Consider the following 19,482-nt stretch of genomic DNA (forward strand, 5'->3'; position numbering starts at 1 on the left):
GAGTAGGATCATTTTTTTTGCAAGTTCATATGTTGATAAAAGATCTTTCGCTGAAATTTGAGTTCCTGCAAACAATAAGGCAAACCCTAAAAAAAAGGGAGTTTTGTTTTTCATGGATTTGTTCCCTGAATTAAAAATTCTTTTTATTAATTTAACTTTTGATTTAAATTATTATCTTATAGTTAATATTGTTATTCTCAATATTTTAATTGATATCTTAAAAATGAAGAATATAAGAATTCAATATTATGAGCTATTTCAACTTAATAGAAGCTTAATCTGAAATAGCTAATTTATATTCTATAAATATATATGTAGTTTGTCTATGAAATATTAAATTTGAAATCCTATTGATAAATAGCGAGATTAAAAATGAATTATACTAATTTAAATCAAAAAAAAGATGTTATAAAAATTGTAAAAAAAACAAAATTAATAGAACATTTTTTTACTCTTAACTTATATGAAGTACAACATGCTTTATTTGAAGGAGGATTTTCTGATAAGTTAAATCGTGTAATACTTGAACGAGGTCATGCTGTAGGGTTATTACCTTATGACCCAGAACAAGATAGCGTTCTTTTGATTGAACAATTTAGGTTAGGGGCACATGTTGCAAATTTACCACCTTGGCAACTAGAAATTATTGCGGGCATGATTGATGATAATGAAATTCCTGAGGATGCTATTAAGAGAGAATCACTGGAGGAATCTAATTTGGAGGTGAGCCAACTTAGAGAGATAACTAAATATCTTTCTACTTCTGGTGGAAGTAGTGAAACCATGCAGTTGTATTGTTCCAAATTTTTATCATCTGATATTTTAACAAAATTTTCAGGCTTAAAAACAGAACATGAAGATATAAAAATACACATTGTTCCTAGAGAAGAGGCTTTTAAGATGGTAGAAGAAGGAATAATACAAAATGCTGCCGCTATAATAGCTTTACAGTGGTTAGAGCTAAACTATCAAGAATTAAAAAAAGAATGGTATATATTAAATGCGGAATAAACCAACCGATTACAATCTTTTTGAGATTTATGAACAAAATTATATAAGCCTAAAAAAATTGACAGTTAGTTTAACAGCTTTAAACATGAAATGTGTGTATATTATCGACCACGCAAAAGTCTCTTTTAAAGTCGTTGAATTTACCAAATATACAGCTGTTATTGAGATTCAATTCCCAAACTGGTACGATAGTGTCTATACAAACATAATGATATCTTCAATAAAAGTACGATTATATCATGATGCTAAAATGGCTTCGGTTGAGTTGGATTTCAGAACTTATCCGCCTCAAAAGCAGTTCACTGAAAAATTAAATTTGAATCTTTTTCTAAGAGAGTACTTAATTTTATGCTCTCATAAGGGGAAGCTTTCATTTACATGTTGACTTAAAAGGATTAAGTTTTATTTTGAATTTGTTAAAACTCAGAAGTAAAAATAGAATTATAAAAATATTACAGATTACTGATACTCATCTTTTTAAAAGCAGTAGAGAAAAGTTACTCGGAATTTCTACTAATGATAGTTTTCTTGAGGTCGTTTCTAATATAAACAAAAGTCAATCAGAATATGATTTAGTCTTAATTACAGGTGATATTTCTCAGGATCATACCTATGAGTCTTATGAGTTTTTTTTTCATCAGATTCGTTCTTTAAAATTACCTTTTGTTTTTATTCCTGGTAATCATGATGAAGGTATACAATTAAACAATGTAATTAAACAATTAAAAATAGAGCAATATGAACAGGTTTTAATAAATGATTCCTGGCAAATTATTTTATTGGATAGTCAAGTCAAAAACGAGGTAAACGGTGGTTTAAGCGATAGACAGTTGTTTTCATTAGAACAAAATCTTGAATCAAATAGCTTGTTTTCATTAATTGCTCTTCATCATCCACCATTAGAGTGTGACTGCAAATGGTTAGATGAACATAAGTTTGATAATCAACATAAATTTTGGTCTACAATAGTCAATTACTCGTCAAAATTAAAGGGTATAATTTGTGGCCACATTCATCAAAATTATGAAAAAAATCATCATGATATTAAATTACTAGCTACACCATCTACATGTATACAATTTAAACCCCTTAGCCATGAGTTTTGTTTAGATGATAAAAACCCAGGTTGGAGAGTTTTAGAATTAAGCCCGGATGGAAAGTTAACGTCAGAAGTATTCCGTATAAGTAATAATAATTTTTTACCTGATTTTGAATCAAAAGGGTACTAAAAAATTAAATATAGTAGATTTTAGGAAATGACAAATGAGTTCTAACAACTATTCAAGTGAATCAATTGAAGTATTGAAAGGTCTCGAACCTGTAAAAAAAAGACCTGGGATGTATACAGACACATCTCGCCCCAATCACCTTGCTCAAGAAGTTATTGATAATAGTATTGATGAAGCATTAGCTGGTTACGCAAAAGAAATTAATGTTATCTTGCATTCAGACATGTCTCTAGAAGTAATAGATGATGGAAGAGGGATGCCCATAGACATTCACCCAGAAGAAAAAATTTCTGGAGTAGAGTTAATTTTATCTAAGTTACACGCCGGAGGTAAGTTCTCAAAAAAAAATTATCAATTTTCTGGCGGTTTACATGGTGTAGGAATATCTGTCGTTAACGCACTATCCAAGAGAGTTGAAGTTCGAATAAAAAGGGGAGGTATTATTTATGAAATCATATTTGAAAATGGCTATAAAGTATCAGAACTTAAAGAAATAGGTAAATGTCCTAAGAAAAAAACCGGTACAGCTGTTAGATTTTGGCCTAATACAAATTATTTCGACTCACCAACGATTTCTGAAAATAAAATATGTCGAGATTTAAAGGCTAAAGCTGTTTTGTGTCCAAGCTTAAAAATCTTATATGAAAATAAAGGTTCTGGTTTAAAACATGAATGGTGTTTTAGTAATGGAATGGTTGATTATCTCAAAGCACAAGTTACAAATATTGATGTCATTCCAATTGAGTTATTTTCCGGTGAATTTGTGGGTAATGAGGAAGTAGTAAGCTGGGCTTTAACATGGTCAAAAGGCGAGTCTGCAAACGTAAAGGAAAGTTATGTGAATCTTATCCCCACACCTTTAGGAGGCACTCATGTTAACGGTCTGCGACAAGGGTTACTTGATGCTGTGAAAGAGTTTTGTGATTACCGAAACCTTTTGCCAAGAGGTGTTAAATTAACAGCTGACGACATATGGGAAAATTGTGAATATATTTTATCAGTGAAATTATTGGAACCACAATTTTCAGGACAAACCAAGGAAAGACTATCCTCCAGACAGTGTGTTCCATTTATATCAGGAGCTATTAAAGACACTTTAAGTTTATGGTTAAATGAAAGACCACAATTATCTGAGCAATTGGTAGAAATATTTATTAATAATGCCAGTAATAGACTCAGGGCGGCAAAAAAAGTAGTTAGAAAGAAAATAACACAAGGTCCTGCATTGCCTGGGAAATTAACTGACTGTACTATTCAAGATTTTTCCAAAACAGAATTATTTTTAGTTGAAGGGGATTCAGCTGGTGGCTCTGCAAAGCAAGCACGAAATCGAGAAATACAGGCAGTTATGCCTTTGAGGGGAAAGATCTTGAATACTTGGGAAGTTTCTTCTGAACAAGTTTTGAGTTCACAGGAAGTTCATGATATTTCAGTTGCGCTTGGCATTGATCCTGGTACATCTAATTTAGATGGCTTGAGGTATGGTAAGGTTTGTATTCTTGCGGATGCCGACTCTGATGGCTCTCACATTGCCACTCTCTTATGTGCACTATTTTTTAAACACTTCAAAAGATTAGTTGAAGCTGGACATGTTTATGTCGCTATGCCCCCTTTATACCGAATTGATTGTGGCAAGGAAGTGTTTTATGCTCTAGATGATGAGGAAAAACAAGGAGTTTTAGATAGATTAAGTCATCGAAAATCAAAAATAAATGTTCAGAGGTTTAAGGGACTTGGTGAAATGAATCCGCTCCAACTTCGAGAAACAACGATGGATCCAAATACAAGAAGATTGGTTCAGCTATCTGTTAATGAAGATGATGATGCACTAGAAGTAATGAATATGCTTCTTGGAAAAAAAGAGCAGAAGATAGAAAAAAGTGGCTTGAAGAAAAAGGCAATCTTTCCAGTAATTAAAAAGTTGGTAAACAAGATATGAATATAGAACAACATGACTTTTCAGAAGTATTACCCTTAAAAGATTTTGCTGAAAAATCTTATCTCGATTATTCGATGTATGTGATTAAGGATAGAGCTTTACCTTTTGTTGGCGATGGCTTAAAACCAGTTCAAAGACGTATTGTATTTGCGATGTCTGAGTTAGGCTTGAATGCACAGGCAAAGTATAAAAAGTCTGCAAGAACTGTTGGAGATGTTCTTGGTAAATATCATCCACATGGAGATACCGCATGCTATGAAGCAATGGTAATTATGGCTCAGCCTTTCACATATCGGTATCCTTTAGTCGATGGCCAAGGAAACTGGGGAGCTCCTGATGATCCAAAGTCATTTGCAGCAATGAGATATACAGAATCTCGACTTTCTAAATTTTCTGATATTCTCTTACAAGAAGTAAACAAAGGCACTGTTGATTGGAATTTGAATTTTGATGGTACTCTTAATGAACCAAAATCATTGCCTGCAAGACTGCCTCACATATTACTTAATGGGATTACCGGTATTGCAGTTGGAATGGCTACTGATATTCCTCCACACAATTTAAGTGAAATTTGTGATGCATTAGTGGCTATAATTGAAGAGCCTAATATATCAATTGATAATTTGATGAACATAATACCTGGACCAGATTATCCAACAAAAGCTGAAATAATTTCATCACAAGATGAAATCAAAAATATCTATATCAAGGGTAAGGGCTCTATAAAAATGAGAGCTCTTTGGCGAGATGAAGATAATGATATTTTAATTCATGCTCTTCCTCATCAAGTTTCTGGTGCAAAAATTATTCAGCAAATAGCTGAACAAATAAAAAATAAAAAACTACCAATGATCACTGATATTAGAGATGAAAGTGATCATGAAAATCCTACTCGAATAATTTTGGTGCCAAAAAATAAAAGGGTGGAAAAAGAGCAGGTTATGAGCCACTTGTTTGCATCGACAGATTTAGAAAAAAGCTTCCGTGTAAACTTAAATATGATTGGTTTAAATGAAAAGCCACAAGTTAAAAACTTATTACAAATCTTAAATGAATGGCTAGAATACAGGCGCATAACCGTTTTAAAAAGAATTCAAACTAGACTCAACCTGATTAAAAAAAGACTTCATATATTAGAAGGCCTTTTGATTGCATATTTAAATATTGATAGAATTATAGAAATAATCCGCACGGAAGATGAGCCTAAAGAAATTCTAATGAGTGAGTTTGACTTAACAGATATTCAAGCACATTCAATTTTAGAAATTAAACTTAGAAATTTAGCAAAATTAGAAGAAATAAAAATTAAAAAAGAATTAGAAGAACTTTCTAAAGAAAGGGATACTTTAGAGAAAATCTCTAATTCATCAAGACGCTTAAATACATTGATTAAAAAAGAGATTATCGCTGATAAAAAACTATTTGGAGACGAAAGGTTATCCCAAATTGTGCAAAGGAGCGAGTCTAAATTGATGGATCAAAAACAAATAATTGGTAGAGATCCTGTTACGGTTATATTATCTCAAAAAGGTTGGATAAGAAGCTCTAAGGGACATGACTTAGATTTAAGTAAATTAATTTTTAAATCTGGAGATAAGTTATTAATGTCATCTCAAGGAAAAATGAATGACATAGTTACTTTTTTAATGTCAGATGGAAAAAGCTTTTCACTGGATGTTCATTCACTATCCTCTTCGCGAGGCTCAGGTGAACCTTTAAGTAGTAAATTAAACTTTATGCCAACTACTGAAGTTCAACAAATGTTTTTTCCTGATCCAGTATTTCATTACATGATAAGTAGCTCATTTGGATATGGTTTTATTATCGAAGGAAATAAATTAATATCCAAAAATAAATCAGGAAAGCTCTTAATAAATATTAGCAGTGGAGTAAATCTTCTCGAGCCAAAAAAAATTATAGATATAGAAAGTGAATACATTATCAACATTACTAATAAAGGACGTTTATTGTTATTTCCTTTAAAACAATTACCAGTATTAAGTAAGGGTAAAGGTAATAAAATGATCAATATACCTAATAACTTCCTATTAAATAATGAAGAGTTTTTACTGTTTGCAGATATAATTTCAACATCTAGTTCTTTAATTATTTTCTCTGGTAAAAGAAAGTTGACGTTATCAAATGAAGACTTACAAGAATTTATCTCAGAAAGAGGCAGAAGAGGAATGTTATTACCTAGAGGTTTCCAAAAAGTAAATAAAATTTCTATCATTAAAAAATAGACTTTAATGAATAATAGATATCGCAAAAGGATATCTATTATTTTCGTTACTTAGATGATAAAACAGCATCAATTTCAATTTTTACATTTTTAGGCAGTCTCGATACTTCAACGCAAGTTCTCGCAGGATAATTTGAGCTTAGATTATCAAAAAATGATTTATAACTATCATTAAAAGTATCATAGTCGTTCATGTCTGTAAGATAAATAGTCATTTTAATAACTTGAGACATGTTACAACCAGCTTCTTCGACAACCCCTTTGATATTTTGTAATGCTTGATGTGTTTGATGCTCAATTTTTTCTGGTATATTTCCAGTCTTAGGATCTACTGGAATTTGTCCTGAAGTAAAAATTAAGTTCCCTGATTTTATGCCTTGAACATATGGACCAAAAGCAGCTGGTGCTTTGTTAGTTTTTATTACAGTATTCATTTTGTATCCTTATAATTAATTTGGGTTATTATTTTTTTTTGGTATGACTTTTCACAGTAGTGGCATTTTAATAGAGTATTATCGTTATGATGAGTAACTTTGAAATAACTTCTAACCTTTTCATGGTTAGTTATACAGTTTGGATTTGGACATGAAAAAATACCAAGAACCTCTCTTGGTAAAATAATCTTATATTTTTTTATAACGGTAAAATCTTTAATTTGATTGATTGTTATATTTTGACTGAATAAAGCTAACTGATTAGCTTTATTTTCAGGTAAAAAAACATTTTCAATTTTAATAATATCCTTTGTTTTCATATTTGAAGATGGTAGATTGATGCCTACAGTCATTCTCTCATTAGAGTTCTCTAGTTTTAAAAATCTCAGTATGTCAAAACCTAGAGGTGAAGGAATGTGGTCAATTACAGTCCCATTTTTTATAGCTTCTACTTGTAACTTATCTTGCAATGACATCATAACTCCTTATTCAAAATCATGTAAACTAGTGCTTGTCTGGCATATAATCCATTTTTAGCTTGCTGGAAATAGTATGCATAAGGTGTTTCATCAACATTTACATCTAATTCATCTACCCGTGGGAGTGGGTGAAGTATTTTTAAATTTTCTTTTGCTTTATCCAAAGAAGACTTTTCTAAAATAAAAGTAGATTTTAAGTGCGTATATTCACTTTGTTCAAATCTTTCTTTTTGTATTCTTGTCATGTAAATGATGTCAGTGCTTGGTATTATATCGTCAAAACTATCTACTAAAGAAAATGTGTTGTTTGTTAGTTCTATTAGCTCTATAAGATAATTTGGAAGTTCTAGTTCTTTTGGCGATAAAAGATAAAAGTGATTATTAGAAAATTTAGATAATGCTATTATTAAAGAGTGAACGGTTCGACCATATTTTAAATCACCCACAAATGCTATTTTGAGATTATTAAGTGAAAGTTGTGTTTCATAAATACTGTACAAATCTAGTAATGTTTGTGTAGGGTGTTGATTAGCTCCATCACCAGCATTGATTACTGGTATACCAGAAATTTCAGATGCTAATCGAGCGGTCCCTTCAATGGGGTGCCTGATAATAATTGCATCGGAATAAGAGGCAATTATTTTCATAGAATCAATGAAAGATTCCCCTTTATTTGCTGATGAAGTGTTCCCATCATTATCAAAGCCAATTATTTTACCACCTAACTTTTGTATAGCAGTTTCAAATGAAAGTCTAGTTCTAGTGGATGCTTCAAAAAAACAACTGGCTATTATTTTAGAATCAATATTAGGGTTAATTGTACCTTTTTTAATTTTATCTGTTATTAATAAAATATTTTCTAATTGCTCTTTAGAGATGTCAGATAGGGAAATAATACTTTTATTAAATATATGGTTTTTCATATCATGCTGAACTCAACTAGTTTAATTTAATATAATATATTTTAAATTAAATTAGAAACTAAGTGAATAATTTTACAATCTCAAAATATAAATATAATTTATGTGTTATTCTAGAATAAATTTATAAATCAACTTTAGGAATATTAGGAAAAATGGAGAACTTAAAATTTTTTCAAGATGAAACAAAATTAATTATTCAAAATTTATTAGAAGATGGAAGTAATCCGAGTGCTATATACACCATTGAATATCATTTTTCATCACAAAACTTCAATGATTTGGTTGCGATAGCAGAAAATCTATTTAAAGAAGGTTATGAGGTTTTGGAAATAGAAGAATTAAATGATGAATCAAGTCATCAAAAAATATTTGCTTTTGACCTCATAATTGAATCAGAACTCAAGGAGTCGATAATAAATAAACATGTAGTTTATTTTCATGAAATGTGTAAAGCTAAAAATATTGAATTTGATGGATGGGGCACATACTTTGAAGATATTCAAGAGGATGAAGAATACTAGCTTACTGTATGGACTTCTGTGATGGTAAATAAAAGAGCATTTAAATGTGATATTTCATAACAAAACACATGTAATCTATGCTAAGTGGCTTGATATGCTTATAGATTACATATGAGAGTAAACATACATGTTAAATACAAAAATGAAATTTGTGAATTTTATGCACTTGAAGCAAGTAATATTGGGTGCTCAGCGTCTAAATCAATCATTACAAAATTTGTAGCAGCCATAGTATGGATTTTACCTATAAAAAAACCCTCAAAATGAGGGCTTCAAAAAATTGATTTATAAGATAAATTAAATTTACTTTTATAAATTTATTTTATACATGTATAAAATAAAGAGTGAGTTATATAACTATATGAAATTTATTAATAAATCACTCAATCGCTTCACTCTTATATAGTTTTAACTAGAAAGAGACAAAGTAGCTAGTATTTTTTGATAGTTTTATAATTTTTCAAGAATTAACTTTTTCTCTCGTAATTTGTTTAATTGACTTGTAAATTCTTTTTTCTTTTTTTCCTCTTTATTAATAACATGTTCAGGAGCTTTATCCACGAAAGCTTTATTAGATAATTTTTTGTCGACTCTTGATATTTCCTCTAATAATTTTGATATTTCTTTTGTCAATCGTGATATCTCTTCGTCTTTATTTATCAAACTAGAAGCATCAATAGTTAACTCAGAAGTATTAATTAAATATGTTGAGCTAAGTTTTACTGAAGAGTTAGACTTATTTTCTTGAATTGTAACCATGTCCAAATTTGATATTGTCTTTAATAATAATTCATTTTTGATAAATACGTTTTTTTCAGAATTATCATCAAAATATAAAAAAACATTAAGTTTTGTATTTGGCGATATTTTATATTCATTTCTAATATTTCTTGTAACTTGGACGAAAGATTTAACCCATTCCATTTCTTTTGTCGCTGAAACATCATTTAGACTAGGGTCAAATTTAGGATACTTTGATAACATTATTGTACTAGTTTGGCTGTTGGGTAGGAATTTTTTTATGTTACTCCAGATTTCTTCAGTTATAAAAGGAATAAAAGGATGAGATAATCTTAAAATTCCATCTAACGTTTGTAATAAAGTACAAAGTGTAGCATTTTTTTTGTTTTCATTATTCGAATTTAAAGTTGGTTTGGATAACTCCAAATACCAATCACAAAATTGATTCCAAGTAAATTCATAAATGCATTGAGCCGCGAGATCAAATCTATAGTTATCTATGTGGTTATTTACTTCTTTAACGGTAGAATTAAACAAACTTTTAATCCACCTATCAGGAAGGGACAAATCTACCAACTCAACTGTTTCATAATTAGGATTTTTGTTTATATTTAATATTAAAAAACGGCTAGCATTCCATAGTTTGTTGCAAAAATTTCTGTAACCTTCAAGCCTATTCATATCCCAAATTATATCGCGTCCAGTGCTGGCTAAAGAAGCAAGTGTGAACCTTAATGCGTCTGTACCATATGAAGCGATACCATCAGGGAAAGCTTTTAAGGTGTTTTTTTCTATTTTTTTTGCCAATGAAGGTTGCATCATATTGCTTGTTCTTTTATCAACTAGATCGTCAAGCTCTATGCCATCTATCATATCTATAGGATCTAATACATTTCCCTTTGACTTAGACATTTTTTGTCCATTTTCATCACGAATTAGACCATGAACGTAAACAGTTTTGAAGGGAATTTGAGGTTTATTATTTTCATCTTTTACTAGATACATCGTCATCATTATCATTCTAGCAACCCAGAAAAAAATGATATCGTAACCAGTAACTAAAACATTTGTAGGGTGATAGAGATCTAAATTTTTTGTTTTTTCAGGCCAACCTTGAGAAGCAAATGTCCATAATGCAGATGAAAACCATGTATCTAAAACATCGTGATCTTGAGAAAGCTCTACGTTATTGTCTAATTCATATTTTTTTCTTACGAATAGTTCATCCTTACCAACGTAAATATTACCGGTTGAATCGTACCATGCAGGAATTCTATGTCCCCACCAAAGTTGGCGAGAAATACACCAGTCTTCAATTTCATTCATCCAAGAGAAGTACATGTTTTCGTATTGTTTAGGAACAAAATTAATTTCATTGTTTTTCACAGCATCAATGGCAGTCTTGGCTAAAGGCTTTGTTTTTACATACCATTGATTGGTCAAAAGAGGCTCTATGATTTCACCGCTTCTATCACCGTATGGGATTGTAAGAATATGATCTTTTTGATTAACTAAAAGGTTTAGATCTTTTAACTCGGATAGAATTTCTTTTCTAGCATCAAATCTATCAAGCCCCTGATATCTTGAGGGAATGTCAATACTTAAATCATTATAAATCTTACCATTAAAGTGAAAAATTTCAGGCTTATTTCTAATTTTGGCGGAGAAAGTCATCACATTAATTAATGGTAGTTGATGTTTTTGACCAACACTATAGTCGTTAAAGTCATGAGCTGGAGTAATCTTAACACATCCAGTACCTTTCTCTAAGTCGGCATGTTCATCAGCAATTATAGGGATTTCACGATTAATTATTGGCAACATGACATGTTTGCCGATAATACTTTTATAGCGCTCATCATTAGGGTTTACAGCGACAGCCACATCACCTAATAGAGTTTCAGGTCTTGTGGTTGAAACAATAATATAATCGAGACCCTCAATAGTTTTTGTGTTACCAGTCAGTTTATACTTAATATCCCACATGTAACCTTGGGACTCTCTATTTTCTACTTCCAAATCAGAAATTGCAGTGTTGAGTTTTGGATCCCAATTGACAAGTCTTTTTCCTCTATAAATAAGTTTATCATCATAGAGTTTTTCAAATGCTGCCGTTACAGCAAGAGATAAATCTTCATCCATAGTAAACTTTTCTCTACTCCAATCGGCTGATAACCCCAATCGTTTCATTTGATTTAAAATTAAATTACCAGATTCGTTTTTCCATTCCCAAATTTTTTCAATGAACTTATCACGGCCAAAATCATGTTTATTTTTCCCTTCTTCTTTTGCAACTTTTCTTTCAACAAGCATTTGTGTAGCAATACCAGCATGATCAGTTCCAACCTGCCAAAGTGTATTATTACCCCGCATTCTTGATGTTCTTATAAGTATATCCATGATTGTTTGTTGAAAGGCATGCCCCATATGAAGGCTCCCTGTAACATTTGGCGGAGGAAGAACAATAGTGTAGGAATTATTTAATTCAGGGTTTTGTGGAGCAAAACAATTTTTTGACTCCCATGACTTATAAGTTTTTTTTTCGATTTGACTTGGGTTATATGTTTTTTCCATGTTGATTTTTTTTACCTGATTAATTTAAAATATCTAACTCATAAACTGAGTTAATGGAATGGGTTTTTATGTTAAAACCTAACTTTTTATACTGCATATATCGCATTCTGGCCGATTTTTTTAACTCTTCTTTATTAGGAACAAAGTCAATTATTGTCGCAGAACTGATGTTATTTATCACTAAACTTTCTGATAAATTAATGAAGATTCTATTAGAGCTATAGTTAGAGAAATTGTGACTAATAACAATAGGTGAGCCATTGAAAGAGACCTCACTTGAAATACAATGAGCTAAAAATTTTTCAGCTGGCAGATTCCATAAAAACTCATCCAATTTTTGTTCAGACAATTCATTATTTACTAGAATAAATATTTGTTTTTTTATATTGTAAAAAGGCTCAATAATTCCAACCAAAAAATTCAAGTTTCTTTGTTCTAAAACTTCATCATTTTCAATTTGAAAAAAAATTGCCTTTTTCATTTATTTTCTCTAACCTATTTGTTTGATTCGTGATTATTAATTGAATCAGACTTGTTTAATAAATATTGAACTAAAAGAGGAACAGGTCTACCAGTCGCCCCTTTATGAGCCCCTTGTTTCCAAGCTGTTCCAGCGATATCTAAGTGTGCCCAGTTGTACTTTTTTGTGAATTTGGATAAAAAACATGCAGCCACAGTAGTTCCAGCTCCAGGAGTCCCGATGTTAGCCATGTCGGCAAATGGACTTTTAAGTTTATCCATATACACCTCATCCATTGGAAGTCTCCATACTTTATCTCCCGATTGTTCAGAAGCGTTTGATAATTCATGAGCGAGGGGGTTATGAGTTGACATAAGACCACTTACATGATTTCCTAAGGCAACAATACACGCACCAGTTAGAGTCGCTATGTCGATTACACAATCTGGCTCAAACCGTTCTGCATAAGTAAGCACGTCACATAATACAAGTCTACCTTCTGCATCTGTATTTAAAACTTCAATAGTTTGACCTGACATGGAGGTTAAAATGTCACCAGGCCTAAAAGAGTTTCCTCCTGGCATGTTTTCACAGCCAGCAGCCATACCAACAACATTTATAGGTAGATTAAGTTCCGCAATAGCTTTCATTGTTCCAATGACGGAAGCAGCTCCACACATATCATACTTCATCTCATCCATATTTGCGGGCGGCTTTAATGATATACCACCAGCGTCAAAGGTTAGTCCTTTACCAATTAGAACAATTGGTTTTGCATTGGTATCCTTTGCTCCTTCATAGTTTATTATTGAGAGAAATGATTCATTTTTTGAACCACGTCCGACAGCTAGATAAGAGTTCATTTGGAGCTCTTGCATTGATTCTTCATCTAAGATTTGTGTTTTTATTGATGGATATTCTTTTTCTAATAATTTAGATTGTTTCGCCAAATATTCCGGGTTTGCAATGTTAGGAGGCATATTTGCCAAATCTTTAGCTAGCGATACTCCTTTTGCTATTGAAGTTCCATGTGTAATAGCCATTTCACCTGCAGTAAGTTCTCTTCGAGTGGACACGTTGAAAACCATTTTTCGTAAAGGTCTTCTTGTTTCTTGTTTATTCGATTTGAATTTATCAAAAACATATAAATTGTCTTGAGCAGTTTCGACTGCATCTCTTATTTTCCAATAAGTATCTCTTCCTTTAACGTGAAGCTCACTCAAAAATTAATAGCTTCCATTGAACCAGTTTCATTTAAGGTATGGATTGTTTTTTGAATAATTTGTTTATACTGAGTTGCTGATAACTCTCTTTCTTTTCCACACCCGACTAATAAAACTCTTTCAGAAAGAATATTTGGAACATGATGAAGAAGTAACACTTGACCAACTTTTCCTTCAATATCACCTCGTCTCAATAAAGCACTGATATAACCATTACTAATGGTATCAATTTGTTCTGCGGTAGGAGTTAGTCTTCTTGGTTCAAACACACCAACAACTACACAAGCACTTCTCTGCTTTTCAGGACTACCACTTTTAACATTAAACTCCATGCTATCTCCTAATTTTTTTGAAAATTATACTAAAGATTTAATTAATAATGTATCTTTTTTAATATTATTAAACTAAAAAATGATACAAAATATAAAAAAATAATTATAATAAAAAGAATTTCGATGGATAGGATATAACAGTTAGTGATAATTACAAAATATTTAGCTAAAGAAATGTTTAAAACTCAGATTGCTACACTGGGTGTTTTTACGCTCATACTTTATGCTTGGAGAATTTCTTTTGCACTAAGAGATGTCGTTGCTGGTAATTTGGAAGTAAGCAATTTATTCATTATCGTAAGCACATACATTCCTAATTTACTCGAAATTATTTTACCACTTTCTCTTTTTCTTGGTACCTTAATATCATTAAGTAGACTCTACAGTGAGCATGAAATAGATATAATACTAGCTACAGGAATGAGTAAAATGCATATATACAAAGCTGTATTCATATTAGTAGCCGTATCATTTTTATTATCAGCATTTAATTCATTATATTTAACTCCTAGTGCAAATAGTGTAGCTAAAAAAATCATGAATCAAGCATCTTCATCAGCTGGGATTTCTCTTTTAAAAGAAGGACAATTTAATCCACTAGGTGATTATACGGATCATTCGATTAATGTTTATGTTGGTGATAAAGATGGTGATGTTTTGCAAAATATCTTCATTGCTCAATTAAGCAAAGTTGGTGGTTTGAAACCAAGTATTACATTTTCTAAATCAGGTATATTACAAAAAAATGCCAATGGTACTAAAAGCTTAGTTCTTTGGGATGGACATCGCTATTCAAATGATGATGGTAGTCTTGCATATAGAGATCTGAAATTTAAAAAGATGACATATCAATTTGCTCAAAGCGTCCAATCCAATCAAATCGATTATGATGATATTAGTACTATTCAACTTTTTCATAATAAGGATAGTCAAAGTAGAAATGTGTTAATTTACCGATTTACTATTCCATTAACAATTTTTGTGTTGGGTTTATATAGTTTACCACTTGCATACGTTAGGCCTAGAGGCTCACGTTTCCAAAAATTACCCATTGCTCTGATTGTCTTTATGTCTTATTTCATAATTGTTCAAACTTTACATAATAGCGTATCTGATGGGAAGATTTCCGCTTTGTCATATTTGATTTGTCATCTTGTTTTTGGTCTTGTTGGTGTTTTATTAAACTTAGATTTTAAGCGTATCTTTAATGGATTCAAAAAAATGTTTAATTTATTAGAAAAGTATATAGCAAAAAATATTATCATAATGTTCTTCTTTATACTACTGACTTTTACTGGTCTATTTTGTTTATTTACTCTCTTACCTAAACTTAGTGACGTTGGGCGCGGGTCCTTTGGTTATACCGATGCTTTTTTAACTGTATTGTATCAATTGCCAACTTTTATCTATGAAATGTTTCCCTATATTGTATTGTTAAGTTGTATCTTAGGCTTAGGACTTTTAGCATCTTCTTCTGAATTAACAATTATTCGAGTTGCTGGTTATTCTAAATTAAGAATTGCGATTATTGTTATTAAGACATTTATTCCTCTAATTATATTAATTATGGCGATTAATGAATTTATAGCCCCTAATCTTCAACAAAAAGAAGATATATTAAAAGCTAAAAAATCTCGTTCAGAAATAGTTTATGTCAACAGTTTACCTATTTGGAGTAAGTTCGGAGATGAATATATTTATATGATGTTTGATCCGAGTACAAAGAAAATTAAGAGTATTAAAATTTGGAAATTTAATAACCATAAAACGAATAAATTAGAATCTATTACTCAATCTAATGATATAACTTACGAAAGTGATCGAAGTTGGCTGTTAAAAAATGTAAAAATAATCAAGGGATTTGATAGTTCAAAATTGGTTAAGGAGCAAGTTGATAGTTTTTCTTGGAAATCCTCTTTTACTCCATTAGTTTTAACTGTTGCAAGTTTTTCAAAACATGATGGTTTATCTATGAGGGACTTGTATAAATATATTTTATACTTAGAATCTACCAACCAAAGCTCCTTGAATGAGAGATTGACGTTTGATAAGAAACTTTTTTATCCTGCAAACGTATTTATAATGATCTTATTAGGAATGGCTTTTTTATTTGGTTCATTTAGAAGTGGTAATCTAGGCGTAAAATTACTTATGGGCTTCTCATTAGGAGCTTGTTTTTACTTAGCTAATCAAATTATTGCTCCATTATTGCTTCAGTATGGTGTTTTGCCTATTTTCGGAGTGCTAATTCCGATAAGTTTATTTACTATGTTTGGTGTTTATTTAATGTTAAGAAAACATTAATAATAAAAGTTGAACTTTTATGTAATTTCATTTTCGATGATTTTTGTATTTGAGAGCTTATCTTGTAAAGATAAATTCTTTTTTGTAAATAAAATTAATAAAACACCACAATTAAATATTGAAAATATAAGTCTTGTCATCAAATGAATAATTGTTATTTTTCGATCATTTTTTTGATGTTTGAGATATAAATTAAAAGCGCGCATTCCGATTGTTTGCCTTCTTTTTATCATGAAAATCAGATAATAAGTTACGGGTGTAATAATTATTATTGAATATAAGATAAAATTTAAAAACAGATTGTTTTTTATAACATTACTTATTTCAATATTTTGGGATATGTTAATAAAATTATTTAATATTATTAAATAAACAAAAGTGAAAAAACAAATAAGCGATGTAATTAATATTAAGTCATATACAAATGCGATGATTAATTTATAAAATAAAGTGATTTTGTTTTTCATTTGTTTAAAAAAATAGCAGTTGATTTAATTTCTAATATAATTTATTGCAGTTAACTATGTCATAGGTATAATCTAAAAGTGTAACGTAATTCAAATAATGCCACTGTGATGGAATTGGTAGACATGACGGATTCAAAATCCGTTGCCTTCGGGCGTGGCGGTTCAAGTCCGCCCAGTGGTACCACTGTATTCATTAAACCAAATACTATATAATGCTAGATGCTCAAATATCAGTTTTTATCTAAAATTCGTAGAACATTTTTCTTGCTCTGTTTTGCTTCTAATTAGTTGTTTGATTGATTTAACTCAAAGGTGTTTGTTATTGAAGATATAGAATGGATTGTCATTTTTGTATCATAGAGGTTTATCCTATTTTGTGTTTTCGTATCTTGTTAAAGAAATATTTACAGGGTTTTCAATCTAAGTTTTAATATGTTCTATCAGGCATCATATTTATAAAAAACCACGGTTTTGTTTAATTAATATTCAAGTAAAAAAAAAGTAAAATAAGTGCTTGCTATAATTCTATTAGTCTCTATAATGCTTTTCCACTAAGAGATAATAAAGAAAATTTTTTAGTATGTTCTTTAAAAATATAACTAGATAATCTGTGTGGGCACTCGTGAATGATAGTCATTAAAAAAGAATTATCAATGAGCTGAGTGACCGAAATGAATAGAGATATTCATCACAGTCAATTTATTAATCAGAATTCATTGAGCCAAAACTTTAATTGAAGAGTTTGATCATGGCTCAGATTGAACGCTGGCGGCAGGCCTAACACATGCAAGTCGAGCGGTAACAGGGGAGAGCTTGCTCTCCTGCTGACGAGCGGCGGACGGGTGAGTAATGCCTGGGAATATGCCCTAATGTGGGGGATAACCATTGGAAACGATGGCTAATACCGCATAATCTCTACGGAGCAAAGGGGGGGACCTTCGGGCCTCTCGCATTAGGATTAGCCCAGGTGGGATTAGCTAGTTGGTGAGGTAAGGGCTCACCAAGGCGACGATCCCTAGCTGGTTTGAGAGGATGATCAGCCACACTGGAACTGAGACACGGTCCAGACTCCTACGGGAGGCAGCAGTGGGGAATATTGCACAATGGGGGAAACCCTGATGCAGCCATGCCGCGTGTATGAAGAAGGCCTTCGGGTTGTAAAGTACTTTCAGTTGTGAGGAAGGTGGTAGCGTTAATAGCGTTATCATTTGACGTTAGCAACAGAAGAAGCACCGGCTAACTCCGTGCCAGCAGCCGCGGTAATACGGAGGGTGCGAGCGTTAATCGGAATTACTGGGCGTAAAGCGCATGCAGGCGGTTTATTAAGCCAGATGTGAAAGCCCCGGGCTTAACCTGGGAATTGCATTTGGAACTGGTAAACTAGAGTCTTGTAGAGGGGGGTAGAATTTCAGGTGTAGCGGTGAAATGCGTAGAGATCTGAAGGAATACCGGTGGCGAAGGCGGCCCCCTGGACAAAGACTGACGCTCAGATGCGAAAGCGTGGGGAGCAAACAGGATTAGATACCCTGGTAGTCCACGCCGTAAACGATGTCTACTTGAAGGTTGTGATCTTGAATCGTGGCTTTCGGAGCTAACGCGTTAAGTAGACCGCCTGGGGAGTACGGTCGCAAGATTAAAACTCAAATGAATTGACGGGGGCCCGCACAAGCGGTGGAGCATGTGGTTTAATTCGATGCAACGCGAAGAACCTTACCTACTCTTGACATCCAGAGAACCTTTTAGAGATAGAAGGGTGCCTTCGGGAACTCTGAGACAGGTGCTGCATGGCTGTCGTCAGCTCGTGTTGTGAAATGTTGGGTTAAGTCCCGCAACGAGCGCAACCCTTATCCTTGTTTGCCAGCACTTCGGGTGGGAACTCCAGGGAGACTGCCGGTGATAAACCGGAGGAAGGTGGGGACGACGTCAAGTCATCATGGCCCTTACGAGTAGGGCTACACACGTGCTACAATGGCATATACAGAGGGCTGCCAACTCGCGAGAGTGAGCGAATCCCATAAAGTATGTCGTAGTCCGGATTGGAGTCTGCAACTCGACTCCATGAAGTCGGAATCGCTAGTAATCGTGGATCAGAATGCCACGGTGAATACGTTCCCGGGCCTTGTACACACCGCCCGTCACACCATGGGAGTGGGCTGCACCAGAAGTAGATAGCTTAACCTTCGGGAGGGCGTTTACCACGGTGTGGTTCATGACTGGGGTGAAGTCGTAACAAGGTAGCCCTAGGGGAACCTGGGGCTGGATCACCTCCTTACCTTAAAGACTATATTGATGCAGTGTCCACACAGATTATTTAGTAATGAAGAACAAAGATATGGGTCTGTAGCTCAGCTGGTTAGAGCGCACCCCTGATAAGGGTGAGGTCGGTGGTTCAAGTCCACTCAGACCCACCAATATTTTATTGGTATCATATCTTAACCATGGTTTCATGGGGCTATAGCTCAGCTGGGAGAGCGCCTGCCTTGCACGCAGGAGGTCAGCAGTTCGATCCTGCTTAGCTCCACCAATTCCTAAGATGTTTGATAGAGACATTTTAGGAATTGGTTTTTTTGAAAACCATAGCTCTTTAACAATTTGGAAAGCTG

At 32.5% G+C, this 19,482-nt stretch carries 13 protein-coding genes, 3 tRNA genes, 1 rRNA gene and 2 pseudogenes; 12 read left to right on the forward strand and 7 right to left on the reverse strand.

Features of this window, described 5'->3' with window-relative positions:
* The first annotated feature begins 372 nt into the window (after positions 1–372).
* The 5 genes and pseudogenes from CF386_RS04440 (at position 373) to parC (ending at position 6,422) form a co-directional block, all read left to right on the forward strand.
* Entirely contained in the window at positions 373–1,011 is a 639-nt protein-coding gene (locus tag CF386_RS04440) for an NUDIX domain-containing protein (RefSeq protein WP_089073224.1), read from the forward strand.
* On the forward strand, positions 1,001–1,396 hold the full coding sequence (locus tag CF386_RS04445; protein WP_089073225.1) for a DUF1249 domain-containing protein: 396 nt from the start codon (positions 1,001–1,003) through the stop codon (positions 1,394–1,396). Before CF386_RS04440 ends, CF386_RS04445 begins: the two co-directional genes overlap by 11 nt.
* 22 nt (positions 1,397–1,418) lie before the next feature.
* The gene (gene cpdA / locus CF386_RS04450; RefSeq protein ID WP_158522299.1) at positions 1,419–2,240 is read left to right on the forward strand and encodes a 3',5'-cyclic-AMP phosphodiesterase; all 822 of its coding nucleotides are present in this window, start codon (positions 1,419–1,421) and stop codon (positions 2,238–2,240) included.
* A 34-nt stretch (positions 2,241–2,274) separates the two neighbouring features.
* Positions 2,275–4,157: pseudogene (parE, locus tag CF386_RS04455) on the forward strand (DNA topoisomerase IV subunit B).
* 18 nt (positions 4,158–4,175) lie between these two features.
* A complete protein-coding gene (gene parC / locus CF386_RS04460; RefSeq protein WP_089073227.1) occupies positions 4,176–6,422 on the forward strand; it encodes a DNA topoisomerase IV subunit A in 2,247 nt (748 codons plus the stop codon).
* 46 nt (positions 6,423–6,468) lie between these two features.
* Here parC and CF386_RS04465 read toward each other — a convergent pair whose 3' ends face one another.
* Genes CF386_RS04465 through pyrB form a run of 3 tightly spaced genes read right to left on the reverse strand, consistent with a single transcriptional unit; the run spans position 6,469 to position 8,257 of the window.
* The gene (locus CF386_RS04465; RefSeq protein WP_089073228.1) at positions 6,469–6,855 is read right to left on the reverse strand and encodes a RidA family protein; all 387 of its coding nucleotides are present in this window, start codon (positions 6,853–6,855) and stop codon (positions 6,469–6,471) included.
* Positions 6,852–7,331, reverse strand: a complete 480-nt coding sequence (gene pyrI / locus CF386_RS04470) for an aspartate carbamoyltransferase regulatory subunit (protein WP_089073229.1) — start codon at positions 7,329–7,331, stop codon at positions 6,852–6,854. Before pyrI ends, CF386_RS04465 begins: the two co-directional genes overlap by 4 nt.
* Positions 7,331–8,257 (reverse strand): aspartate carbamoyltransferase, encoded by a 927-nt coding sequence (pyrB, locus tag CF386_RS04475; RefSeq protein WP_089073230.1) that lies wholly within the window; start codon positions 8,255–8,257, stop codon positions 7,331–7,333. The genes pyrI and pyrB overlap by 1 nt, the downstream gene beginning before the upstream one ends.
* Before the next feature lie 152 nt (positions 8,258–8,409).
* Between pyrB and rraB the strand changes: the two genes are divergently transcribed.
* A complete protein-coding gene (gene rraB, locus CF386_RS04480; protein ID WP_089073231.1) occupies positions 8,410–8,778 on the forward strand; it encodes a ribonuclease E inhibitor RraB in 369 nt (122 codons plus the stop codon).
* Positions 8,779–8,889: 111 nt separating this feature from the next.
* On the forward strand, positions 8,890–9,045 hold the full coding sequence (locus tag CF386_RS12770; protein WP_158522300.1) for a hypothetical protein: 156 nt from the start codon (positions 8,890–8,892) through the stop codon (positions 9,043–9,045).
* A 183-nt stretch (positions 9,046–9,228) separates the two neighbouring features.
* On the opposite strand, the gene CF386_RS04485 is transcribed toward CF386_RS12770, so the two are convergent.
* The 3 genes and pseudogenes from CF386_RS04485 to pepA all read right to left on the reverse strand — a co-directional run bounded on the left by CF386_RS04485 (position 9,229) and on the right by pepA (position 14,108).
* Positions 9,229–12,093 (reverse strand): valine--tRNA ligase, encoded by a 2,865-nt coding sequence (locus CF386_RS04485; RefSeq protein WP_089073232.1) that lies wholly within the window; start codon positions 12,091–12,093, stop codon positions 9,229–9,231.
* A 19-nt stretch (positions 12,094–12,112) separates the two neighbouring features.
* Positions 12,113–12,574 carry a DNA polymerase III subunit chi gene (locus CF386_RS04490; RefSeq protein WP_089073233.1) on the reverse strand — a complete coding sequence of 154 codons (462 nt, stop codon included), beginning with the start codon at positions 12,572–12,574 and terminating at the stop codon, positions 12,113–12,115.
* A gap of 14 nt (positions 12,575–12,588) precedes the next feature.
* A pseudogene (gene pepA, locus CF386_RS04495) lies at positions 12,589–14,108 on the reverse strand (leucyl aminopeptidase).
* A 144-nt stretch (positions 14,109–14,252) separates the two neighbouring features.
* On the opposite strand from pepA, the gene lptG reads away from it, so the two are divergent.
* Positions 14,253–16,412, forward strand: a complete 2,160-nt coding sequence (gene lptG, locus CF386_RS04500) for an LPS export ABC transporter permease LptG (RefSeq protein ID WP_089073234.1) — start codon at positions 14,253–14,255, stop codon at positions 16,410–16,412.
* A gap of 17 nt (positions 16,413–16,429) precedes the next feature.
* On the opposite strand, the gene CF386_RS13625 is transcribed toward lptG, so the two are convergent.
* A complete protein-coding gene (locus tag CF386_RS13625; RefSeq protein ID WP_089073235.1) occupies positions 16,430–16,879 on the reverse strand; it encodes an RDD family protein in 450 nt (149 codons plus the stop codon).
* A gap of 99 nt (positions 16,880–16,978) precedes the next feature.
* Between CF386_RS13625 and CF386_RS04510 the strand changes: the two genes are divergently transcribed.
* The 4 genes from CF386_RS04510 (at position 16,979) to CF386_RS04525 (ending at position 19,403) form a co-directional block, all read left to right on the forward strand.
* Positions 16,979–17,063, forward strand: a tRNA-Leu gene (locus CF386_RS04510).
* A gap of 546 nt (positions 17,064–17,609) precedes the next feature.
* Positions 17,610–19,151: ribosomal RNA gene (locus CF386_RS04515) — 16S ribosomal RNA — on the forward strand.
* Between the two features lie 62 nt (positions 19,152–19,213).
* Positions 19,214–19,290: transfer RNA gene (locus CF386_RS04520), tRNA-Ile, on the forward strand.
* Positions 19,291–19,327: 37 nt separating this feature from the next.
* Positions 19,328–19,403: transfer RNA gene (locus tag CF386_RS04525), tRNA-Ala, on the forward strand.
* Positions 19,404–19,482: the final 79 nt, after the last annotated feature.

The organism is Paraphotobacterium marinum (assembly GCF_002216855.1).
GTDB classification, from domain to species: Bacteria; Pseudomonadota; Gammaproteobacteria; order Enterobacterales; family Vibrionaceae; genus Paraphotobacterium; species Paraphotobacterium marinum.

Bases quoted from the DNA above. Each gene is read 5' to 3' on its own strand.
- CF386_RS04440 (WP_089073224.1), top strand. From the start codon at position 373: ATGAATTATACTAATTTAAATCAAAAAAAAGATGTTATAAAAATTGTA.
- CF386_RS04445 (WP_089073225.1), top strand. From the start codon at position 1,001: ATGCGGAATAAACCAACCGATTACAATCTTTTTGAGATTTATGAACAA.
- parC (WP_089073227.1), top strand. From the start codon at position 4,176: ATGAATATAGAACAACATGACTTTTCAGAAGTATTACCCTTAAAAGAT.
- CF386_RS04465 (WP_089073228.1), bottom strand. From the start codon at position 6,855: ATGAATACTGTAATAAAAACTAACAAAGCACCAGCTGCTTTTGGTCCA.
- pyrI (WP_089073229.1), bottom strand. From the start codon at position 7,331: ATGTCATTGCAAGATAAGTTACAAGTAGAAGCTATAAAAAATGGGACT.
- pyrB (WP_089073230.1), bottom strand. From the start codon at position 8,257: ATGAAAAACCATATATTTAATAAAAGTATTATTTCCCTATCTGACATC.
- rraB (WP_089073231.1), top strand. From the start codon at position 8,410: ATGGAGAACTTAAAATTTTTTCAAGATGAAACAAAATTAATTATTCAA.
- CF386_RS12770 (WP_158522300.1), top strand. From the start codon at position 8,890: ATGAGAGTAAACATACATGTTAAATACAAAAATGAAATTTGTGAATTT.
- CF386_RS04485 (WP_089073232.1), bottom strand. From the start codon at position 12,093: ATGGAAAAAACATATAACCCAAGTCAAATCGAAAAAAAAACTTATAAG.
- CF386_RS04490 (WP_089073233.1), bottom strand. From the start codon at position 12,574: ATGAAAAAGGCAATTTTTTTTCAAATTGAAAATGATGAAGTTTTAGAA.
- CF386_RS13625 (WP_089073235.1), bottom strand. From the start codon at position 16,879: ATGAAAAACAAAATCACTTTATTTTATAAATTAATCATCGCATTTGTA.